This is a genomic window from Wolbachia endosymbiont (group A) of Hedychridium roseum (assembly GCF_964028325.1).
Lineage (GTDB): Bacteria > Pseudomonadota > Alphaproteobacteria > Rickettsiales > Anaplasmataceae > Wolbachia.
Window position 1 is genome coordinate 961,617 of record NZ_OZ034755.1, and the last position, 19,628, is coordinate 981,244.

The 19,628-nt window shown below is 35.7% G+C and carries 18 protein-coding genes, 1 tRNA gene, 2 rRNA genes and 1 pseudogene; 9 read left to right on the forward strand and 13 right to left on the reverse strand.

Annotation, left to right across the window (positions count from 1 at the left end; translation table 11 throughout):
• The first annotated feature begins 31 nt into the window (after window positions 1–31).
• Both hemC and murB read left to right on the forward strand, forming a co-directional pair.
• Window positions 32–910 (forward strand): hydroxymethylbilane synthase, encoded by an 879-nt coding sequence (hemC, locus tag ABWU23_RS04660; protein ID WP_353270870.1) that lies wholly within the window; start codon window positions 32–34, stop codon window positions 908–910.
• Window positions 901–1,788 carry a UDP-N-acetylmuramate dehydrogenase gene (gene murB / locus ABWU23_RS04665; RefSeq protein WP_353270871.1) on the forward strand — a complete coding sequence of 296 codons (888 nt, stop codon included), beginning with the start codon at window positions 901–903 and terminating at the stop codon, window positions 1,786–1,788. The genes hemC and murB overlap by 10 nt, the downstream gene beginning before the upstream one ends.
• A 113-nt stretch (window positions 1,789–1,901) precedes the next feature.
• Here the strand turns inward: murB and ABWU23_RS04670 are convergent, their stop codons facing one another.
• The 5 genes from ABWU23_RS04670 to ABWU23_RS04690 all read right to left on the reverse strand — a co-directional run bounded on the left by ABWU23_RS04670 (window position 1,902) and on the right by ABWU23_RS04690 (window position 5,782).
• Window positions 1,902–2,024 (reverse strand): hypothetical protein, encoded by a 123-nt coding sequence (locus tag ABWU23_RS04670; RefSeq protein WP_353270872.1) that lies wholly within the window; start codon window positions 2,022–2,024, stop codon window positions 1,902–1,904.
• Between the two features lie 498 nt (window positions 2,025–2,522).
• Entirely contained in the window at window positions 2,523–3,281 is a 759-nt protein-coding gene (locus ABWU23_RS04675; protein WP_253309145.1) for a cell division protein FtsQ/DivIB, read from the reverse strand.
• Window positions 3,262–4,281, reverse strand: a complete 1,020-nt coding sequence (locus ABWU23_RS04680) for a D-alanine--D-alanine ligase (protein WP_253309944.1) — start codon at window positions 4,279–4,281, stop codon at window positions 3,262–3,264. The genes ABWU23_RS04675 and ABWU23_RS04680 overlap by 20 nt, the downstream gene beginning before the upstream one ends.
• A 306-nt stretch (window positions 4,282–4,587) precedes the next feature.
• Window positions 4,588–5,193: a hypothetical protein gene (locus ABWU23_RS04685; RefSeq protein WP_253309146.1), complete on the reverse strand. Its 606-nt coding sequence runs from the start codon at window positions 5,191–5,193 to the stop codon at window positions 4,588–4,590.
• A 214-nt stretch (window positions 5,194–5,407) separates the two neighbouring features.
• Window positions 5,408–5,782 (reverse strand): ferredoxin family protein, encoded by a 375-nt coding sequence (locus ABWU23_RS04690; RefSeq protein ID WP_010082601.1) that lies wholly within the window; start codon window positions 5,780–5,782, stop codon window positions 5,408–5,410.
• A gap of 61 nt (window positions 5,783–5,843) precedes the next feature.
• Between ABWU23_RS04690 and dprA the strand changes: the two genes are divergently transcribed.
• Window positions 5,844–6,932, forward strand: a complete 1,089-nt coding sequence (dprA, locus tag ABWU23_RS04695; protein WP_353270873.1) for a DNA-processing protein DprA — start codon at window positions 5,844–5,846, stop codon at window positions 6,930–6,932.
• Window positions 6,933–7,152: 220 nt separating this feature from the next.
• Here the strand turns inward: dprA and ABWU23_RS04700 are convergent, their stop codons facing one another.
• Both ABWU23_RS04700 and ABWU23_RS04705 read right to left on the reverse strand, forming a co-directional pair.
• A complete protein-coding gene (locus ABWU23_RS04700; RefSeq protein WP_265016707.1) occupies window positions 7,153–7,881 on the reverse strand; it encodes a triosephosphate isomerase in 729 nt (242 codons plus the stop codon).
• Between the two features lie 24 nt (window positions 7,882–7,905).
• Window positions 7,906–7,978: transfer RNA gene (locus ABWU23_RS04705), tRNA-Thr, on the reverse strand.
• Window positions 7,979–8,056: 78 nt separating this feature from the next.
• Between ABWU23_RS04705 and rsmA the strand changes: the two genes are divergently transcribed.
• Together rsmA and guaB are read left to right on the forward strand one after the other, a co-directional pair.
• The gene (gene rsmA / locus ABWU23_RS04710; protein WP_353270874.1) at window positions 8,057–8,875 is read left to right on the forward strand and encodes a 16S rRNA (adenine(1518)-N(6)/adenine(1519)-N(6))-dimethyltransferase RsmA; all 819 of its coding nucleotides are present in this window, start codon (window positions 8,057–8,059) and stop codon (window positions 8,873–8,875) included.
• Window positions 8,876–8,906: 31 nt separating this feature from the next.
• Window positions 8,907–10,400, forward strand: a complete 1,494-nt coding sequence (gene guaB / locus ABWU23_RS04715) for an IMP dehydrogenase (RefSeq protein WP_253309150.1) — start codon at window positions 8,907–8,909, stop codon at window positions 10,398–10,400.
• A gap of 10 nt (window positions 10,401–10,410) precedes the next feature.
• Here the strand turns inward: guaB and fsa are convergent, their stop codons facing one another.
• From fsa to pstC, 4 genes are all read right to left on the reverse strand, one after another.
• Entirely contained in the window at window positions 10,411–11,052 is a 642-nt protein-coding gene (gene fsa, locus ABWU23_RS04720; RefSeq protein ID WP_253309151.1) for a fructose-6-phosphate aldolase, read from the reverse strand.
• Window positions 11,053–11,358: 306 nt separating this feature from the next.
• A complete protein-coding gene (locus ABWU23_RS04730) occupies window positions 11,359–11,703 on the reverse strand; it encodes a F0F1 ATP synthase subunit epsilon (RefSeq protein ID WP_006279902.1) in 345 nt (114 codons plus the stop codon).
• Window positions 11,704–11,715: 12 nt separating this feature from the next.
• Entirely contained in the window at window positions 11,716–13,143 is a 1,428-nt protein-coding gene (gene atpD, locus ABWU23_RS04735) for a F0F1 ATP synthase subunit beta (protein ID WP_253309946.1), read from the reverse strand.
• Window positions 13,144–13,244: 101 nt separating this feature from the next.
• Window positions 13,245–14,333 carry a phosphate ABC transporter permease subunit PstC gene (gene pstC / locus ABWU23_RS04740; RefSeq protein ID WP_264688474.1) on the reverse strand — a complete coding sequence of 363 codons (1,089 nt, stop codon included), beginning with the start codon at window positions 14,331–14,333 and terminating at the stop codon, window positions 13,245–13,247.
• Window positions 14,334–14,440: 107 nt separating this feature from the next.
• On the opposite strand from pstC, the gene rpmH reads away from it, so the two are divergent.
• From rpmH to ABWU23_RS04755, 3 genes and pseudogenes are all read left to right on the forward strand, one after another.
• Window positions 14,441–14,575 carry a 50S ribosomal protein L34 gene (gene rpmH / locus ABWU23_RS04745; protein WP_006279898.1) on the forward strand — a complete coding sequence of 45 codons (135 nt, stop codon included), beginning with the start codon at window positions 14,441–14,443 and terminating at the stop codon, window positions 14,573–14,575.
• Window positions 14,576–14,594: 19 nt separating this feature from the next.
• Window positions 14,595–14,918, forward strand: a pseudogene (gene rnpA, locus ABWU23_RS04750) (ribonuclease P protein component); the annotation flags it as partial.
• Window positions 14,919–15,007: 89 nt separating this feature from the next.
• Window positions 15,008–15,232: a hypothetical protein gene (locus ABWU23_RS04755; RefSeq protein ID WP_253309152.1), complete on the forward strand. Its 225-nt coding sequence runs from the start codon at window positions 15,008–15,010 to the stop codon at window positions 15,230–15,232.
• A gap of 16 nt (window positions 15,233–15,248) precedes the next feature.
• Here the strand turns inward: ABWU23_RS04755 and rrf are convergent.
• Together rrf and ABWU23_RS04765 are read right to left on the reverse strand one after the other, a co-directional pair.
• A 5S ribosomal RNA gene (gene rrf, locus ABWU23_RS04760) occupies window positions 15,249–15,355 on the reverse strand.
• A gap of 66 nt (window positions 15,356–15,421) precedes the next feature.
• Window positions 15,422–18,187: ribosomal RNA gene (locus ABWU23_RS04765) — 23S ribosomal RNA — on the reverse strand.
• A gap of 332 nt (window positions 18,188–18,519) precedes the next feature.
• Between ABWU23_RS04765 and ABWU23_RS04770 the strand changes: the two genes are divergently transcribed.
• Window positions 18,520–19,596, forward strand: coding sequence for a methyltransferase domain-containing protein (locus ABWU23_RS04770; RefSeq protein WP_264329070.1), 1,077 nt, complete (start codon window positions 18,520–18,522; stop codon window positions 19,594–19,596).
• The last annotated feature ends 32 nt before the right edge of the window (window positions 19,597–19,628 follow it).

A 19,628-nucleotide genomic window follows, 5' to 3' on the forward strand; every position in this document is an offset into this window, starting at 1 on the left:
GTTAAGGTTTGGTATTCAAACAGTCATACATATGCTAGTCAAAATAGGTACCAGAGGAAGCAAGCTTGCAGTTGCCCAGGCTTTGGAAGCAAAACAAAAGTTGCTGGACTCTTTTCCTAACTTATCTATTGAAATTGTTAAGATAAAAACTTCTGGAGATAAGTATGCAAACGCAAATCTTGCTGAAATAGGAGGTAAAGGATTATTCATTAAAGAAATTGAGGCTGAATTGCTCGAAAATAATATAGATATGGCAGTTCATTCGCTAAAGGATGTGCCTGCGTTTTTCTCAGGGGGTTTAACAATTCCTTGTGTTTTAGAAAGGCTAAGTCCATGCGATGCGTTTATTTCTCATAAACACAATAGCCTTGAGTCTTTGCCACAGCAGGCTACTATTGCCACTTCTTCAATAAGAAGAAAAGTTCAGTTGTTAAATGTTAGACCAGATCTAAATATAATATCGCTACGTGGAAATGTAACAACTAGATTGCAAAATCAAAGTTTTGATGGAATAATTCTAGCTGAAGCAGGACTCATAAGATTAGAAAAGAATCAATTAATTACAGAGGTATTGCCACCAAAAGTTATGTTAAGTGCAGTGGGACAGGGAGCGATTTGTATTCAATGTAGAAGGAATGATGTAAAAATTATCGATCTTGTAGAGAAAATTAATAATAATATGTCTTTTATAAGAGTGAAATCAGAGCGCAGTTTTATGAAGACAGTGAATGGTTCATGTTTTACACCACTTGCAGCTTTGGCTGAATATGTGAACGAAAATATGCTACACCTTTGTTGTATGTTAGCAAGTGGAAAAAATATATACTTCACTGAGCGCACTTCATTTATAGAAGATGCGGAGAAAATGGGTATGGATGCAGGACTAGAGTTGAAATCAAAATGCTTATAAGCTTACCTAAAGTACGTGGAATCTATCGTTATGACATCTTAATGTCTAAAGCGACGTGGTTAAACGTCGGTGGACGAGCTGATGTGTTATTTAAACCATGTGATATTAAAGATTTAACATACTTGATTAAAAATACTGAACTGCCAGTTAGCGTTATTGGTGCAACATCCAACATAATAGTACGAGATAGTGGCATTCGAGGAATAACAATAAAATTAGGTAAGGAGTTTGCATATATTAAAAGTAAGGGTAACAACTCCATTGTTGCAGGTGGTGCTGCGCTGCTCAGGAACCTTGCTTACTTTGCAGGAGAGCAACAAATTAGTGGACTCGAGTTTCTAGTTGGAATTCCAGGAACAGTTGGTGGCGGAATAGAAATGAATGCAGGTGCGTATGGTAGTGACATCGCAAGCGTTGTACAATCCATAAAAGCAGTGAACCTAGAGGATGGAAACCTATATGAGTTCTCCAGCAAAGAAATGGGATATTTTTATCGTGGACATAGCTTAAAAGGAAATTGGATTTTTGTTGAAGCTGAGTTTAAAGGAGTAAACTCAGAGCATGAGCTTATATTGCAAAGGTTAAAAGAAATTGTTGAGAAAAAAAATAAAAGCCAGCCAATAAGAGGAAAAACTGCTGGGTGCATATTCAAAAATCCAAAAAACTACCGAGCATGGGAGTTAATTGATAAATCTGGCTGCCTAGGGTTAAATATTGGTGGAGCTAGAATCTCTAAGAAACATTGTAACTTCTTGCTCAATTACGATAATGCAACTGCATCTGACTTGGAAAACCTTGGCAACAGAGTAAAAGATGCAGTGAAGGATAAATTTAATGTTGAACTTGAGTGGGAAATAAGGGTTTTGGGTGGCTATTAAACAGTTTTTATAGCTGCTGTATATTCTAATCTTTCCTAATGACTCAGCATGATCGTAACCTTTCACACTTAATTAAACAGACTAAATTCTGTAATTTTGGGATGTTGAAAAATTTACCTTACGTTGTTATTCCAGCGCATAACGCTGAAATCCAGATTTATAGAAACGAAAAAACTTGCTTGACAAGTTTCGCCGGCCCCCTTATTATGACAATGAAGGTATTCAGTTATCTTCATCTGTGCAGATTAAACAGCAAGAAAACAACGTAGTTGGCGTCTTATTTTTAATTTTTTGCACTATGTGCACCTTATGTCTTCACAACATTTCTAGGTTTTTACCTATATAAGCTGAAACGCGCTTATAAGTCGTTTAAGACAGTATAGTACGCCAATTTGCAGGATTAGGAAGTGAACACTAATTACCACGGGGTTTCTTTTGCCTTTTTTTCCATTTGGTAAGTTTCTTAATGTTTGTAGCTAAACGACAACCGTCATCCCGCTACGTGTTAGCGGCTAAGAGATACCGCGGCGGTATGATGGTTCGCGGCGGTATAGTAACTCGTCATCCCGCTACGTGTTAGCGGCTAAGAGATACCGCGGCGGTATGACGGTTCGCGGCGGTATAGTAACTCGTCATCCCGCTACGTGTTAGCGGCTAAGAGATACCGCGGCGGTATGACGGTTCGCGGCAGCATGACGATAAGCTCGTCATCCCGCTACTTGGATGACAGCAGATCACCTCTTCACAAAAATTTTATCAGTAATACGCATATCAATAATACTCCAATCGCTGAAAGTAAAATCAGTTGTATTGTGCAAGTGGTTTAAATAGTCCCATGCACTAGAAGGGTTATCTTCAGGCAGTTTCACTGTGGAATCGTTATCAAGTATGATATTCCATCTTCTATTCCCTATATAAGCAAAAGAAGAAATGTGGTTACTTAATTGAGTTTTACTCTCTAACACATCTCTAACAAATTCTAGGTTTGATAACGAGTTTTGTCCTGTAATTACAACAAGATCATCTACTGGATAGTCATCTACGATCACTTTGCCTTCGAAATCAATTACCGAGGTTTTGTTATTATCTTTCCAGAGAGCAAACGGTTTATGCTCATCTATATTAATATGTAGGGTATTGGGCAAAATTCTGTGAACTCCTACGTATTTTATCCATCTGCTTACGGATTGTATGTTACCGGCAAGTTTTGAAAGTGATATATACAGGATAGGTTGCGTTCTATCTGTCAAACTTAGAATGTCCTTTTTGTTTGTAAATTTGTTGCCGCTCACGACTACTTCATCGATTGAAAATCCATTGCTGAGTAATAAACTGGATAGGCACTCATTACACCAAGTAAAGTAGTAATTAAATCGATTTATTATTTTATCAAGTGAACTATAAAGTACTAATGTAAAAAAAAGCGCAGTTATAATAACGAAAGCGCACTTGCGCAAAAAACTCCTTTGGCTTCTAGTAATACTGCTCAACATGACTTAAATCCCTAATATTTTTGTGCTGCAAACTATCTTCAATAATAATTTTAACTAATTCATTAAAATTGATTCCTTTTGCCAATTTTGCAATTTCTGGCACTAACGATAACTCAGTAAAGCCAGGATGTGTATTAATCTCAAGCATTTTTAAAGTGTTATTTTTGGGATTATAACGGAAATCTGAGCGGGAAATAGTTTTACAGCCTAAAAATTGATGAATTTTCAGTGCGTGTTCCAAGGTCATTTTATATATATTGTCAGGAATTTCAGCAGGAAATATATGTTCTGCAAATCCATCTGTATACTTTGCTTCATAATCATAGAATTTATTTTTTGGTCGTATTTCCATAGTGCCAATTGCTTCATCTAGCAATACAGCAGTATGTAACTCTATTCCTGGGACATATTCTTCTATGATCATCAAGTCTCTTGTCATAGAGGTAGCTGACACTGGTTCTTTTTTCTGGATTCCAGTGTCAGCTACTTGAATGACATCAAGTATGATAGCGTCATTTTTAAATTTTAAATGGTCTTCATATGAGGAAACAATATGCACTCCGATGCTAGAACCTTCGTTAATTGGTTTTAAGACGTACGGATAATCGATTTTAATATTATTTTTTAGTAGATCTTCTTGGCTAATTACATAACCTTTTGGAGTGTCGATACTAAGGGATCGAAATATATGCTTTGACATCACTTTATTCATAGCAACAGCAGAAGCCATAACTCCTGAGTGTGTATATTTTATACCTAAGATTTCCAATAAACCTTGAATGCAACCATCTTCACCATAAGGTCCATGCAGAGCAATAAAAGTAAGGCCCGGATTAATCTTTTTAAGCTTTTCAACAATGTTGCTGTCAACATCTATTTCTATTGCATTATATGAAAGGCTATCAAGTGCCTTCTTTACGGCTTTTCCGCTCATAAGCGACACTTCTCTCTCGCAAGAAAATCCACCACTTAAAATTGCTATAGTTGGAATCATGGGCATTCTATGTTTTGCTATATAGCATATAGAAGATACTTTTATCTTCAATAAAAACCTGCTTCTATAGCTAAAAATTTATCAATGAATTAATATTAACTTAGTATTAAATAATGTTAAAAACTTAACATTATGATTATTTTCAGCAATAAAAACTAAAGGTTGTGAGAACCGTTCATTTTGGAATCTGTATACCTATCCTCAAAAGATTATGAACAGGTTCTCACGACTATAATTCATCTGGTGAGTGATCAGATAACATCTTGCTCCCTCTAACCCTTTTTCCTGATTAATTTTTGCTAGCGCTACTTGCTAGCCTATTAAGTGATAATCATGATTATAATCATCTAGCGGGTGATCAGTAGTTGTTATAACATCTTGTTGATCAGATTCCTTTAATTCTTTTTCCTGTTTCTCCTGATTAATTGTTGTTTTAGGTCTCTCTTCTGTATTTAACTCTCCTTGATTATCGTCTAATCCAATGTTTTTTAATTCTTCTGCTACATCTCTTATAAATTCTCCTCTTGGGAAAGAAGTGCCGTAATTTTTCTCATTATACAAATTTAGAGTAACATAAATCATTGTTGTCAAATCATTAGCTATAGACTCACTGTGATAATGGTATTCGTGATAATCCGCGGTAATAGAATCATAATCATCGTCAGACAAATTTGCTAAGTTGTTATATGTAAAGCCTTTAACAGTATGATCTGTGTTCATATCTAAATCATATCTCTCTTGGTAGGCATGAAAAATATAATTAGCGTATTTTTCAATCGTAAGGAGATCTTTCTCATCTAATTGATCGTAATGTATTTCATACTTAAATTTTGTTCCTTCAATATTGATTGTTTTTGAGTTTGGTAATACTACTTTATGCTTTGTTGGGTTTATACTCTCTTTAGCGTGATTTTCCATTTTGATGCCTCTAAATTTTATAATACTGTCATCCTACTAAAAGTTATATAATAATTCGTTAATTCTATATTTAACATAATCTTTCGTTGTTTCCAAGTAGATTATTATTAATCTAATATTAAATATTACTAAAAACCTAAATAATGCGACCATTTTCAATAACCAAAGACAAACAGGATAAGATATAAAAGAAGTTTCTTCCTCTTCAGCAGTATTACTCTAAATTTTCATCAAAATAAGCTGTTTTATCCTTTTTTTCCTTATACTCTTCTGCAGTATAGAGAGGTTGCTTTTTAGCTGTAATGTTTGGCCATTTTTGTGAGTATTCTACATTTATATCGTAAAATAACTTGAAAGTTTTTTGTTCGCTGCTCAGTAATTCTTCATCTAATTCTAAAATATCTTTTATGGAATCATCAGTTACAATTGCATCTACTGGACACTCAGGTATGCACACTCCGCAATCAATACATTCATCTGGGTTAATCACGAGCATGTTTTTACCTTCATAGAAGCAGTCAACGGGACATACTTCCACACAGTCCGTATATTTACATTTTATGCATTTATCTGTAACAAAATGCGTCATAAAACACTGTATATTTGTATTATCTTGGGTACACTAAATTGATAAGAAATTCAAGCCTTTTATGAAGATAAATAAATTGAACAACAAAGAATTAGAAGTATGGTTAAGCTTGACTAGAACTATAGGACCAATAAAGTTTTTTAGTATACTAAGAACACATGGATCGCTAGATGAGGTGCTAAAATATCTCAATAGGGTGGCTAATAATAAGGTGTATGGCATTCAAGATGCACGAGAAGAAATCAATAATGCAGAAAGAATTGGAGCTAAAATTATACCCGCATGTGACCCAGATTACCCTGATCTTTTAAGAAATATCTCTAGTTGTCCTCCTATAATAACTGCGTTTGGTAATATATCATTATTAAGCCGTGAGATAATTGCAATAATCGGTGGGCGCAACTCTTCGATGAATGGAAGAAATTTTGCCAGTAAACTAGCACTTGATTTAAGCGAAGCTGGTTTTGTTATCGTTTCTGGACTTGCAAAAGGAATCGATACCGCAGCAAACAGTGTAATATACAAAAATCATCCCACTATTGCTGTTACAGCAAGCGGAATTGATGTGGTGTATCCAAAAGAGAATTTTGATCTATACAAAAAAATCACTGGGAACGGTGGTTTAGTAATTACTGAGCTTCCATTTGCTACTAAACCAAAGCCTCAGTATTTTCCTCAAAGGAATCGAATTATATCTGGTCTATCGCTGGGTGTTGTAGTGATTGAAGCATCGAAACGTTCTGGCTCTCTAATAACAGCAGATTTTGCTTTAAATCAAGGGAGAGAGGTATTTGCAGTTTCTGGTTTCCCTTTAGATTCACGCTGTAGTGGTAGTAATTATTTAATTAAAAACGGTGCTAAGCTTATCGAGTCCGCTGATGACATAATAGAAAGTGTTAGGTTTAGTTTACCTCCGCAGCAAAAAAACCTATTTAATGTTGAGCACTATGCTGTTAACCAAAAACAAGAAAAATTACAACAGGCAAAATCTGTTATAGTTGATCATATTAACTCTGTACCTGTTGATATAGATGAACTTATATTAGCAAGCGGACTTTCTGCCAACATAGCTCTAATGGCTCTTTTAGAACTAGAGTTGGAAAACAAAATAGAGCGTTCACCGGGGAATAAAATATCGTTAATTTTCTAGATTACTTTAGCTATAGCTAACCCAAGAAAGGTTTTCCTACGTCATACCGCCGCGGTATCTTGGCATAGATTCCGCTAACAAGTAGCGGAATGACGAATTTTTGTTTTTCAAATTATCGGTAAACCTAAGTCACTTTAGCTATAGGTCAGTATGTCGTTTTACTAGATGTTCGTACAGATATATGCTTGACACTGGAATGATGCCATTTGCTATAGGATTCTTAGTTGCTGATTTTAGAATTGATAAGAGAAAACTTTTTTTCAACTTGTTGTATGATTTTATAAAAGTGATCGAAATCTAAGCTTGCACTGCCAATTAAAACTCCTGATAAATTTGAAATATTTAACAAATTTTCTATATTTTCTGAACTGACTGAACCACCATATGTAATGTGTTTTTTACCAGTACACAATTTTATTACCTCTATCACCTCAGCAATTGCATCATTATTTGGCACATGACCTGTGCCTATTGCCCATATTGGCTCATATGCTACGGTATATTCACCGTGTGTTGGCAAACGGTTTTTGCATTGATATTCTATTACTTCTTTTGTTTTTTCATTCTTATAATCTTCTGAATTTTCACCTACACAGATAATTGGGTGTAAGCCTGATTCTATTGCTATTTCCGACTTAAGTTTTATTTCACTATCTGTTTCGTTAGCCCTTTCAGAATGCCCAAGTATTACGTAAGTACACCCTAATTCCTTTAACATTTCTGCGCTAATTTCACCTGTGTAAGAACCAGATTTTTTATAATGGCAATTCTGTGCTCCTATATTAATATTATCGCTCAACTCTATACTGTCTGAAAATGCGGTAAATGGTGGACAAATCACTAGTCTAGAAGTAATCTCATTGTTCTTGTTATTAAGTTTGCCTATAAAGTCAACAAATGAAGACCGTGTTCCATTCATCTTCCAATTTGCTACTATTAAAAAGGACATCAACTTTACTTATATGGGCGAGAGTGCCGGCTGTCGGACTTGAACTGACAACCTACTGATTACAAGTCAGTTGCTCTACCAATTGAGCTAAGCCGGCGTTAAACACATTAATAATATACAATTATCAATGGATTTTAGTCAACTGATTTTTAAAATACTGTATAATGAAAATAATATGAGAAAATTTTTACTGAAGCCAAAAAAGAGTCTAGGGCAAAATTTTATTTTATCGAGTGAGATAATAAAAAGAATAGTCGTTTTAGCTGGCAATCTAGAGAATTTTAACGTCATTGAGATTGGTCCTGGATATGGTGCATTAACAAGAGAAATATTGGTGCATAATCCAAAGTCTCTACTTTCTATAGAAAAAGATAGAGATTTAGTAAAACACCATGACCAACTGCTAAATGAGCATCAAGGAAAGTATAGAATTATAGAAGCGGATGCACTGCATTTTATAGAAGAAGAGCTGATAGAGCGCCCAGTCAAAGTTATTGCTAACTTGCCTTACAATATCTCGGTAGCGTTATTTTTAAATTGGTTAAATAATATAAAATTTTTTACGAACTTGACATTAATGTTTCAAAAAGAGGTAGCAGATCGCATCACGGCAAGACCCAATTCTAAAGATTATGGTTCCTTATCAGTGCTAAGCCAGTTACTATGTGATATAAAAAAGGAATTTGATATTGAACCTAAAGAGTTTTTTCCAAGTCCAAAAGTACATTCTTCAGTAATTACAGTAAATCCTTTGCCTACCCCAAAGTTTGCAGTAAATTTGGAAACCTTAACAAGATTAACACGTGCCGTTTTTGCTCAAAGAAGAAAGATGCTGAGAAATAGCTTGCAAAATATAACGAACCACGCTGAAACTGTCCTTGAAAACGCTAAATTGAGTGGAAACGAACGTCCAGAAAACTTAACTATTGAGCAGTTTTGTTTGCTGGCAAATAATGTAGAATGCTTATTTTGCAAAAGTCCTATTGCAATTTAATTAATTGGCGTATAAGCTTTAAATAAAGCCTATGAAAAAAATGGAAGCTTGTTATTCGTTTGACGATATACTTCTTTTGCCAGCCTATTCTAATATATTGCCTTGCGATGCAGATACAAAAACTTATTTAACAAATAATATAGAACTAAATATCCCTCTCATATCCTCTGCAATGGATACTGTTACTGAATCGGGCTTTGCAATAGCTATTGCCCAACATGGAGGGATAGGTTGCATACATAAGAATTTATCAATAGATGAACAAGTTTTAGAAGTAAGAAGGGTGAAAAAATATGAAAGTTGGATCGTGTATAACCCAATTACGATTTCACCAGATAAAACAGTTGCGGAAGCAATTTCATTAATGAGAGAGCACAATTATTCTGGCATTCCTGTAGTCGATCAACTCAAGTTAGTTGGAATTTTAACTAACCGAGATGTGAGGTTTATTGAAGACCAGAACATGAATGTAAAAGTTTCCGAAGTGATGACAAAAGATAAGTTAGTGACAGTGCGGGAGCAGGGAGTGAATAGTGCCTCAGCAATGAAATTGTTGCATGAAAATAGAATAGAAAAGCTTTTGGTCGTAGATGAAAATTCTTGTTGTATAGGTTTAATTACGGTTAAAGACATTGAAAAATACAATAGATACCCAAATTCATGTAAAGACAGTAAAGGGCGGCTCAGAGTTGCCGCTGCAATTGGCACTGGTAAAAAAGATGGTATAGAAAGATGTGAAGCTTTGATCGGAGAAGAAGTTGATGTAGTTGTTGTGGATACTGCTCACGGTCATTCCGAAAACGTTATCAATACCATTAGGGAAATAAAAAAGATGTATCCTAATACGCAATTAATTGGCGGAAACATTGCAACAAAGGAGGCTGCTGAAGCGTTGATTGATGCGGGTGTTGATGCAGTGAAGGTCGGAATAGGACCAGGATCAATCTGTACAACCAGAATAGTTACAGGTGTTGGTGTGCCACAATTCTCTGCAATCAAGAATGTTGCAGAGACGTGTAGAGCAAGAAACGTCAGACTAATTGCTGATGGTGGGGTAAAATACTCAGGAGATGTTGCAAAAGCTATTGCAGCTGGTGCTGACTCTGTGATGATTGGTTCGATTTTTGCTGGCACTGACGAAAGCCCAGGTGAGATTATCATGTATAAGGGCAGAGCATATAAAGGCTATCGAGGAATGGGATCTATTAGTGCAATGAAACGAGGTTCAGCTAGCCGTTATTTTCAAGATAAAGATTCAAAACTAAAATTAGTTCCACAAGGAGTGGAAGGAAGAGTTCCATTCAAAGGTCCAGCTTCAGGAGTAATCCATCAGTTGATTGGCGGATTGCAAGCTGCAATGGGGTATACTGGTAATAGGAATATAGAAGAGATGAAAAAAAATTGTAAATTTGTTACTATTACTGCATCAGGATTAAGAGAGAGTCATGCTCATGATGTAGTAATTACACAAGAAGCTCCAAATTACGCTTATCAAGCGTCCAATTTGTCAACCGATTCAGAGTAGTGACCGTTTATTATTTTGCACCCCAGTCTTTTTCAAATATTGCTAGCCCTTGGTCAGTAAGTGGGTGATTAATTAATTGTCTAAGTACTTTTGCTGGCACAGTAATTGAATCAGCACCAAGCCTTGCAGCTTCTATTACATGTGCTGGGCTTCTCACTGATGCAACAAGAACTTTAGTATCAAAACCGTAATTAGAATATATAGTACATATATCTTCTATTAGCGATAAGCCATCATAGCTTATATCATCAAGGCGACCAACAAAGGGAGAAATAAAACAAGCACCGGCCTTAGCGGCAAGCAGTGCTTGTCCAGGAGAAAAACATAATGTGATGTTAACAGGTATTTTATGCTCTGTCCACAACTTTTTACAAGAAATTAATCCTTCATATGTAAGGGGCAATTTTACCACAACATTATCAGCGATTTTCGCTAACTTAAGGCCTTCTTTAACCATATCTGCATGGTTATTTGCAACAACTTCAACACTAACAGGCCCCTTGATAATAGAGCATATTTCACGCACTAAATCCTCGTATTTATCTTTACGCCCGGACTTTGCTATTAAAGAAGGATTAGTTGTTATGCCGTCAATGAACTCCTTTAGTTCTTTAATTTCATTTAAATCAACGCTATCAAGAAAAATTTCCATATTAATCTCCCATAAAAAAAATACCCTTGCAAAATCTTGTCATCCAAACGCCCTCCTTTGTCATCCAAGTAGCTGACACTGGGATCCATCTTTTTTTTATTATGAACATTATATGCTCCTAGAATCTATTACCCATTGCATAATTTACAAATATTTTTACACCTAGATCCCAGTGTCACGCACTGGGATGACAAAGATGAATACTGGGATGACAGGGAAGAGAATACTGAATGACAGAAAAAAAAGCACTTGGATGACAAAAGTTGGGCTACTTGGATGACAAGACCGACTTTTTGCCTAAAATAACTAAGAAAGAAATTTCTCATCAAGATAACTTAAATATATACTAATTCTCTTATTTTTAAACGATTTCTCATCATGAATTGCACGATCAAAAACCTGAATTTGACTTGTTATAATGCTACAATTATTATTTGCAACTTCTAATACGCCACTATCAATTACAACCTTCTTTTCTGTTTGGTTACTCATTTTAACAGTAATCATACCAGGCAATAAATAAATTAAGTAAGGAGCATGGTGAGCTAAAATCATAAGCTCCCCTTCGAGCCCAGTTACTGAAAGAGAAACCACTCCACTGAATGAAATTTGATCATCAGGAGAGAAAAATTGCACTTTAAAAGTATTCATAATCTTTAACTTTTATTTAGCTTCAGCTTGTATTAATTCAGCCTTTTTTATTGCTTCATCTATATTCCCCACCATATAAAAAGCAGCCTCTGGTAAGTGATCATATTTACCTTCAACAATCTCTTTAAAACTGGAAACAGTATCAGAAAGTGAAACAAATTTACCAGGCATACCAGTAAATATTTCTGCAACGTGAAAAGGTTGAGAAAGAAATTTCTGAATCTTACGAGCCCTATCAACAATAATTTTATCTTCATCAGATAGCTCATCCATACCAAGTATTGCGATAATATCCTGCAGTGATTTATAAGTTTGCAATATACGTTTCACCTCAGAAGCTACCTTATAATGTTCTTCACCAATGATTTCAGCAGATAAAGACTGAGAAGTTGAATCAAGTGGATCAACAGCAGGGTATATTCCCATTTCAGCTATTTGCCTTGACAACACTGTGGTGGCATCAAGATGAGAGAATGTAGTTGCTGGGGCTGGATCAGTTAAATCGTCCGCAGGAACATATATAGCTTGCACAGAAGTAATAGAGCCAGAAGTTGTTGAAGCTATTCTTTCTTGCATTGCACCCATATCAGTTGCAAGGGTTGGCTGATAACCAACAGCTGACGGTATTCTTCCAAGTAAAGCAGAAATTTCAGAACCAGCTTGTGTAAAACGGAAGATATTATCCACAAAAAATAGAACATCTTGGTTTTCACGGTCACGAAAATACTCTGCCATAGTAAGTGCTGTTAAAGCAACTCTAGCCCTTGCTCCAGGAGGCTCATTCATCTGACCATAAACCAAAACAGCTTGAGATTTTTCATGCTCATTTATATTTATTACATTTGAAGTGATCATCTCGTGGTAAAGATCGTTACCTTCACGCGTTCTCTCCCCTACCCCGGCAAACACAGAAAATCCTTTATGAGCTTTTGCTATATTATTAATTAATTCCATTATCAGGACTGTTTTACCAACACCGGCTCCACCAAATAAGCCAATTTTTCCTCCTTTAAGATAAGGTGCAAGAAGATCTATAACTTTTATTCCCGTAACTAAAACTTCTTCCTGTATTCTCTGTTCAGTAAAACTTGGAGGTGCTCTATGTATAGGCTCTAAGTTATATTTTCCCTTCAGTGGACCACACTCATCTATAAGCTCTCCAACAACATTAAAAATCCTTCCTAAAGTTGAACGCCCAACCGGAACTGATATTGGTGCGCCTGTATCAACAAATTCATCCCCCCTTGACATGCCATCTGTGCTATCCATAGCAATACAACGAACTATATTGTCACCTATATGCTGCGAAACTTCTAAAACCAGCTCCTTATCCTTATATTTTAGTTTGCTTTTTAAAGCATTAAATATTTTAGGCAATTCACCTTCAAATTTTATATCAACAACTGCTTGAGTTACCTTAATCGCTCTACCTATATTCATCTCTTTATTTTTATCACCCAACACTATAATTCCATAAAAGAACTTCTAAAGAAAATAAATCTTATATTATTAATAGAAATTTTGCAACATTAAAACGCTTACTAGTTACGCTTCATTACAAACAATGCAAATGCATTTAATAGCCAAGTAATAATAAACAATACTAAACTAAGCGCATAAGCAGCAAGAGTTTGTACACTATTGAAATCCTGATCTCCGGTAAGTAATGTAGCGATCTGCACGGTAATGGTAGTAACTGAATTAAGAGGGTTAAAAGTCAAATTTGCGTTGATTCCCACAGCCATTAGCACAATCATTGTTTCACCTATCACTCTTGAAATTGACAATAAAATTGCACTTAAAATTGTAGGCATTGCATAAGGTATTGTTATATGCCATATAGTTTCCGCTGGAGTTGCGCCAAGTGCCATGAAGCCATAACGCAAGCTTTTTGGAACAGATCTTATGGCATCTTCGAGTAAAGAAATAATAAAAGGAAGAATCATTATCCCAATCGATAAACCGGCAACTAAGGCACTTTCTGAGTGTATACTTAAACCAAAAAAATTTGCTACCTGCTTTATAAAGAAAGACAAGAACACAACCGCAAAATATCCATATACAACCGTAGGAATAGCAGATAAAACTTGCAAAGTTGTATTAACAATATAACGCACTTTCTCACTCGCATATTCACTAATATATATTGCAGAAAATAAACCAAGCGGAACGACAACTAACATTGCTATAATAGTTATAAGTAATGTACCTACTAAAAGCGGCGCTATACCAAAATATCCTATCTTCTCTTCATTGACAGTGACTACATTGTGGCCCCATTTCAAGCAAAACAAGAATTCTGAAATAGCTACTTTATTAAAAAAATTAATGGATTGAATAAAAATAGATAGCATTATAAATAAAGTGATAAAAAATGATATGGCCAAAGCCACAAATAACGAAAGTTTTATTATCTTATTTCTTTTATTTTTAAAGATAAAAGCAAGCATGAAAAAAAGTAACGCTATAGAAATAAAAGTTACAAAACAATTATTATAGAGTACTAACAACCAAGTTAGCATCCATACACAACTAAGATATAGATAAGATTTAACCTTATTTACTTCTTGAAACCTACTAAAACAAAATAAAAGGATTAGTAGGACAGGTATGACTATCACCGAATTCATTTTCCCATGCATCAAATTTTATTCTACGAAAATGTCATACAAGTTCACCATCATTTGACAATAAAGTAAAACAATTTAAAATAAATAATTATATTAATATAAAAACAATGAAGAGAACATTTCAACCAAAAAATTTGATAAGAAAGCGCAGACATGGATTTCGTTCACGTATGGCAACAAGAGCTGGAAGAAAAATCCTTAATAGGCGCCGTTCATTAGGGTGTAACAAATTATGCGCATAGTAAGTATAAAAAAAAAGATTTTTCCTTTGCTTTCAAAAATAAGTTAGCACTCAGCAGTCTTTTTTATCGTGGGCTTTATATATCACTGTACGCCATAAAAGAAAGAGAACCTGAAAAGTACACTCATACTATTAGAGTAGGTCTGGCTATCAGTAAAAAAGCCGGAAAAGCAGCAAAAAGAAATAAAATAAAAAGGCAATTACGAATGCTTGCTAAAATTAGCATTTTAAATATAAGCAATATAGGGCACTACTACATAATACTAACTCATAGAAACATTATGCAAGCAAATTATAAAAACTTACAAAAAGATCTAACTATTTGCTTAAAAAAGATAAAATAAAAAAAATCTCAATTAAGGTATTTACAACTATATTTTTTATGATAACATAAGTAAAATTTTTAAAATAAATTAACGGGTGTGGGTGTTTAATGGTAGAGAGTAGAAAAGAACAAGATAAAAATCTCAATATAAATACAAATAATGTTAAAGAAGATTTTTATGAATATAAAGAATCTAATTATCGTACACAATGGGAATTAGCATTTGAGCAAAGTCGATACTTAGAGCAGAATAAGAATAAGCCTAGACCACAATTATTAGATTTGAATATAGAAGCAACTTCTCGTAATAAAAGAATTATTAAAAGGCGATAAAAAGAAATTTTTATAAACTTGGCGGCGACCTACTCTCCCTTTTCAAGTACCATCAGCGCTAAAAAGTTTCACTTCCGAGTTCGAGATGAGATCGGGTGGTTCATTTTTGCTATAGCCACCAAGTCAATAAAAATTTCTAACTTAACAATTTTAACTTAATATTTAACACTGCATACACACATATAGAAAGCAAATAAATCAATCAGGCTATTAGTACTAGTTAGCTTCACATGTTACCATGCTTCCACACCTAGCCTATCAACGTGGTAGTCTTCCACGGCCTTAATTGGGAAATCTTTTTGAAGAGGGTTTCTTGCTTATATGCTTTCAGCAATTATCCCATCTATACATAGCCACCCAGCGATGCTATTGGCATAACAGCTGGTACACCAGAGGTATATCCATCTCAGTCCTCTCGTACTAGAGTCAGACCTTCTCAAATTTCCTTCACCCACGGCAGATAGAAACCGAACTGTCTCACGACGTTCTAAACCCAACTCACGTATCACTTTAATCGGCGAACAGCCGAACCCTTGGGACCTTCTTCAGCCCCAGGATGTGATGAGTCGACATCGAGGTGCCAAACGGTGTCGTCGCTATGAACGCTCGAACACCATCAGCCTGTTATCCCCGGCGTACCTTTTATCCGTTGAGCGATGACCCTTCCATACAGAATCACCGGATCACTATGACCGACTTTCGTCTCTGCTTGGCTTGTCAGCCTCGCAGTCAGGCAAGCTTATGCCATTATACTATCAAGCTGATTTCCGACCAGCTCTAGCTTACCTTCGCACGCCTCCGTTACTTTTTAGGAGGCGACCGCCCCAGTCAAACTACCCACCATACAATGTCCTAGTTCCAGATAATGAAACATAGTTAGATATCAAAAGTGTAAAGGGTGGTATCTCAAGGTTGACTCCATTATAGCTAGCGCCATAACTTCAAAGTCTCCCACCTATCCTGCACATCACACTTTTAATAGCAATGTAAAGCTATAGTAAAGGTGCACGGGGTCTCTTCGTCTAACCGCGGGTACCCCGCATCTGCACGGGGAATTCAATTTCGCTGAAGTGATGTTGGAGACAGTGGAGAAATCGTTACGCCATTCGTGCGGGTCGGAACTTACCCGACAAGGAATTTCGCTACCTTAGGACCGTCAGTGTTACGGCCGCCGTTTACTGGGGCTTCAATTTAGAGCTTGCACCCCTCCTATTAACCTTCCAGCACCGGGCAGGCGTCAGACCCTATACTTCCACTTACGTGTTTGCAGAGTCCTGTGTTTTTAGTAAACAGTCGCTACTCCCTATTTTGTGCCACCTACTCATAGTTGCCTAAAAGCAGGTTACCCTTCTTCCGAAGTTACAGGTATAATTTGCCGAGTTCCTTCAACATCATTCTTTCAACACCTTAGTATACTCTACTCATCCACCAGTGTCGGTTTGCGGTACGGCCTCATAAATATAAGTGCTATTTCCTGGAGCTTCTTTTAAGCATAGATCAATCCAATAAGATCTATACAAATACGAAACCCGTCACACTTAAGAGGTTTAGGAATATTAACCTAATTGCCATCGACTACTCCTTTACGGACTCGCCTTAGGAACCGACTAACCCTACGCAGATTAACTTAACGTAGGAACCCTTAGATTTTTGGTGAGAGTGTTTTTCACACTCTTTTACGCTACTTATGTCAGCATTCTCACTTCCGATATCTCCAGCAGTTTTCACAAACCACCTTCACAGACTTACGGAACGCTCCGCTACCGCGCCTATTGATCGAAATCAATAAGCACTCACATCTTCGGTATACAGCTTTAGCCCCGGTACATTTTCGGCGCAGAAAAACTTATTTAGACAAGTGAGCTGTTACGCTTTCTTTAAAGGATGGCTGCTTCCAAGCCAACCTCCTAGCTGTAATGGTTTTTCTACTTCCTTCCCCACTTAGCTGTAATTTTGGGACCTTAGATAGTGATCTGGGTTGTTTCCCTTTCCACCACGGACTTAGCACCCGTAGTGTGCCTGCTGTATAATTAATTGTTGGTATTCGGAGTTTAGTTAAATTTGGTAAGACGGTGAATCCCCCTAGTCTATCCAGTGCTCTACCCCCAACAACATACATACAACGCTCTACCTAAATAGATTTCGCGGAGAACCAGCTATTTCCAAGTTTGATTGGCCTTTCACCCCTAATCACAACTCATCCAATAATGTTGCAACATTAACTGGTTCGATCCTCCAGTGTGTTTTACCACACCTTCAATCTGGTCATGACTAGATCACTTGGTTTCGGGTCTAACCCATAAAACTAAAACGCCCTATTCAGACTTGCTTTCGCTACGCCTACACCTAACGGCTTAAGCTTGCTTCATAGATTAACTCGCTGACCCATTATGCAAAAGGTACGCTGTCACTCTAAATATCAATAAATTGATATAGAGCTCCAACTGTTTGTAAGCACTTGATTTCAGATTCTATTTCACTCCCCTCCCGGGGTTCTTTTCACCTTTCCCTCACGGTACTTGTTCACTATCGGTCGTTAAGGAGTATTTAGGCTTGGAGGATGGTCCCCCCATATTCAAACAGGATTTCACGTGCCCCGCTCTACTCAAGGATTTAAAAACTTTCTACTTATACAGGACTATCACCTTCTATGGTTACTATTTCCAGAGTATTCTAATTCTTATTCTTAAATCACTAGCCTTTTCCGCTTTCGCTCGTCACTACTAACAGAATCTCGGTTGATTTCTTTTCCTTTGGCTACTTAGATATTTCAGTTCACCAAGTTTGCTTTACATACTTAGTATGTAATAACTAGCCAAGCTAGTTGGGTTTCCCCATTCGGAAATCTGCGGATCAAAATTTGTTGACAATTCCCCACAGCTTATCGCAGCCTGCCACGTCCTTCATCGCCTCTTAACGCCAAGGCATCCATCAAGTGCTCTTAATAATTTATTTATCCGACTATATGCAGAATATGCAGAGTTAAATATTATTAAAATTCAATTGAGATTAAATTAATCTCTACCATAAAACTTGTCAAACATCTAAAAACTAAATTAATCTTTATATTATAACCTAATAAATAATATGTCAACGCCTTTTTGCACAAAACATTTACTTATATTATCAACAACAATATACTAGCAATCCTAAACAGTACAATCTGAGAAATATGCGGTAAACTTATATATACAGTAAAAATTAATAAAAAAGATATTTTGTAAGATAAAATGTGTTAAAATCAATTGCCTAAAAATGATAATGAACATTCGGAGTATTTCTCATGTATGAAAAGTAATCTCTCTTTTATAAAAAACGTTGCTTTAAATTGTATGTCTAAGCTCATTGGTGTATTAAATATTAAGAAAGTAAAACACTTCATTGTGAATAAATATAATACTCTTCATAAAGAAATGACAGTGCTTCTTAAAAAATCTAAGAACCTGTTAAATACCAACATTGAAATCGGTTTATATCACTTTTATAAAGGTAGCATATCAGATGCAAAGTTACGATTTTGGTTAATTAGCATATTTTACCCCCATTTACCCATAGTCTGGTATAACATCGGAAGGTGTCATTTTGCGGTAGGGAATACTAATAAAGCTTATAATTATTTAACACAGACACTAAAATTAGATAGTGATCACGAGGAGGCATCTTACTATATAAAAAAAATGACAAACTCAGCGCCTATTACAGAATTGCCAAAAAACCTCATAAGACAATATTTTGATTACACAGGTGAATATTTTGTTGAGCATTGGTTGATTGCTAAACAGTATAGAGGGCATGAACTTGTACACATGATAATTACAAAAATCTTCAACAACTCCACTTCTGAGCTCAATATACTTGACCTTGGTTGTGGGACTGGAATATGTGGTCATTTCTTGAAAATAAATAGTACTGGAAGCCACATAACAGGAATTGACATTTCAAGTAGAATGCTAAATATCGCAAGAGGATGCTTTATAAAAGGTAAGCCTGTTTACAATGAATTAATACATATGGAAATGAAAGAGTTTCTTAAACAAAAGAAAAACCAGCAGTATGATGTAATTATCTTTGCTGAAGTGCTACATTATCTACATGACTTTCAAGAAGAATTGGAATTAGCAAAAAGATCTACGAGCAAAAAAGGGGTTATTATATGTTTAATAAGAAGAAAGGAAGGTGAAGGTATTGACTTTGTAAACAAAGGAGACTATTTTCGTCACTCAGAAAGTTATGTTCAACATGTTGCAAAAAAAATAAATATGCAGATAAGTTATATGAGTTACTGTAAAATATATGGCAGTCAGGTTGACGGTATCTTGTTTGCATTACAGCATCAACAAGAAAATCCGAAAAACCTAACTTAAAAATCGCTCAAAGTGGCTTTTAAGTATCTATA

Bases quoted from the DNA above. Each gene is read 5' to 3' on its own strand.
- hemC (WP_353270870.1), top strand. From the start codon at position 32: ATGCTAGTCAAAATAGGTACCAGAGGAAGCAAGCTTGCAGTTGCCCAG.
- murB (WP_353270871.1), top strand. From the start codon at position 901: ATGCTTATAAGCTTACCTAAAGTACGTGGAATCTATCGTTATGACATC.
- ABWU23_RS04670 (WP_353270872.1), bottom strand. From the start codon at position 2,024: ATGAAGATAACTGAATACCTTCATTGTCATAATAAGGGGGCCGGCGAA.
- ABWU23_RS04675 (WP_253309145.1), bottom strand. From the start codon at position 3,281: ATGTTGAGCAGTATTACTAGAAGCCAAAGGAGTTTTTTGCGCAAGTGC.
- ABWU23_RS04680 (WP_253309944.1), bottom strand. From the start codon at position 4,281: ATGCCCATGATTCCAACTATAGCAATTTTAAGTGGTGGATTTTCTTGC.
- ABWU23_RS04685 (WP_253309146.1), bottom strand. From the start codon at position 5,193: ATGGAAAATCACGCTAAAGAGAGTATAAACCCAACAAAGCATAAAGTA.
- ABWU23_RS04690 (WP_010082601.1), bottom strand. From the start codon at position 5,782: ATGACGCATTTTGTTACAGATAAATGCATAAAATGTAAATATACGGAC.
- dprA (WP_353270873.1), top strand. From the start codon at position 5,844: ATGAAGATAAATAAATTGAACAACAAAGAATTAGAAGTATGGTTAAGC.
- ABWU23_RS04700 (WP_265016707.1), bottom strand. From the start codon at position 7,881: ATGTCCTTTTTAATAGTAGCAAATTGGAAGATGAATGGAACACGGTCT.
- rsmA (WP_353270874.1), top strand. From the start codon at position 8,057: ATGAGAAAATTTTTACTGAAGCCAAAAAAGAGTCTAGGGCAAAATTTT.
- guaB (WP_253309150.1), top strand. From the start codon at position 8,907: ATGAAAAAAATGGAAGCTTGTTATTCGTTTGACGATATACTTCTTTTG.
- fsa (WP_253309151.1), bottom strand. From the start codon at position 11,052: ATGGAAATTTTTCTTGATAGCGTTGATTTAAATGAAATTAAAGAACTA.
- ABWU23_RS04730 (WP_006279902.1), bottom strand. From the start codon at position 11,703: ATGAATACTTTTAAAGTGCAATTTTTCTCTCCTGATGATCAAATTTCA.
- atpD (WP_253309946.1), bottom strand. From the start codon at position 13,143: ATGAATATAGGTAGAGCGATTAAGGTAACTCAAGCAGTTGTTGATATA.
- pstC (WP_264688474.1), bottom strand. From the start codon at position 14,333: ATGAATTCGGTGATAGTCATACCTGTCCTACTAATCCTTTTATTTTGT.
- rpmH (WP_006279898.1), top strand. From the start codon at position 14,441: ATGAAGAGAACATTTCAACCAAAAAATTTGATAAGAAAGCGCAGACAT.
- ABWU23_RS04755 (WP_253309152.1), top strand. From the start codon at position 15,008: ATGGTAGAGAGTAGAAAAGAACAAGATAAAAATCTCAATATAAATACA.
- ABWU23_RS04770 (WP_264329070.1), top strand. From the start codon at position 18,520: ATGAAAAGTAATCTCTCTTTTATAAAAAACGTTGCTTTAAATTGTATG.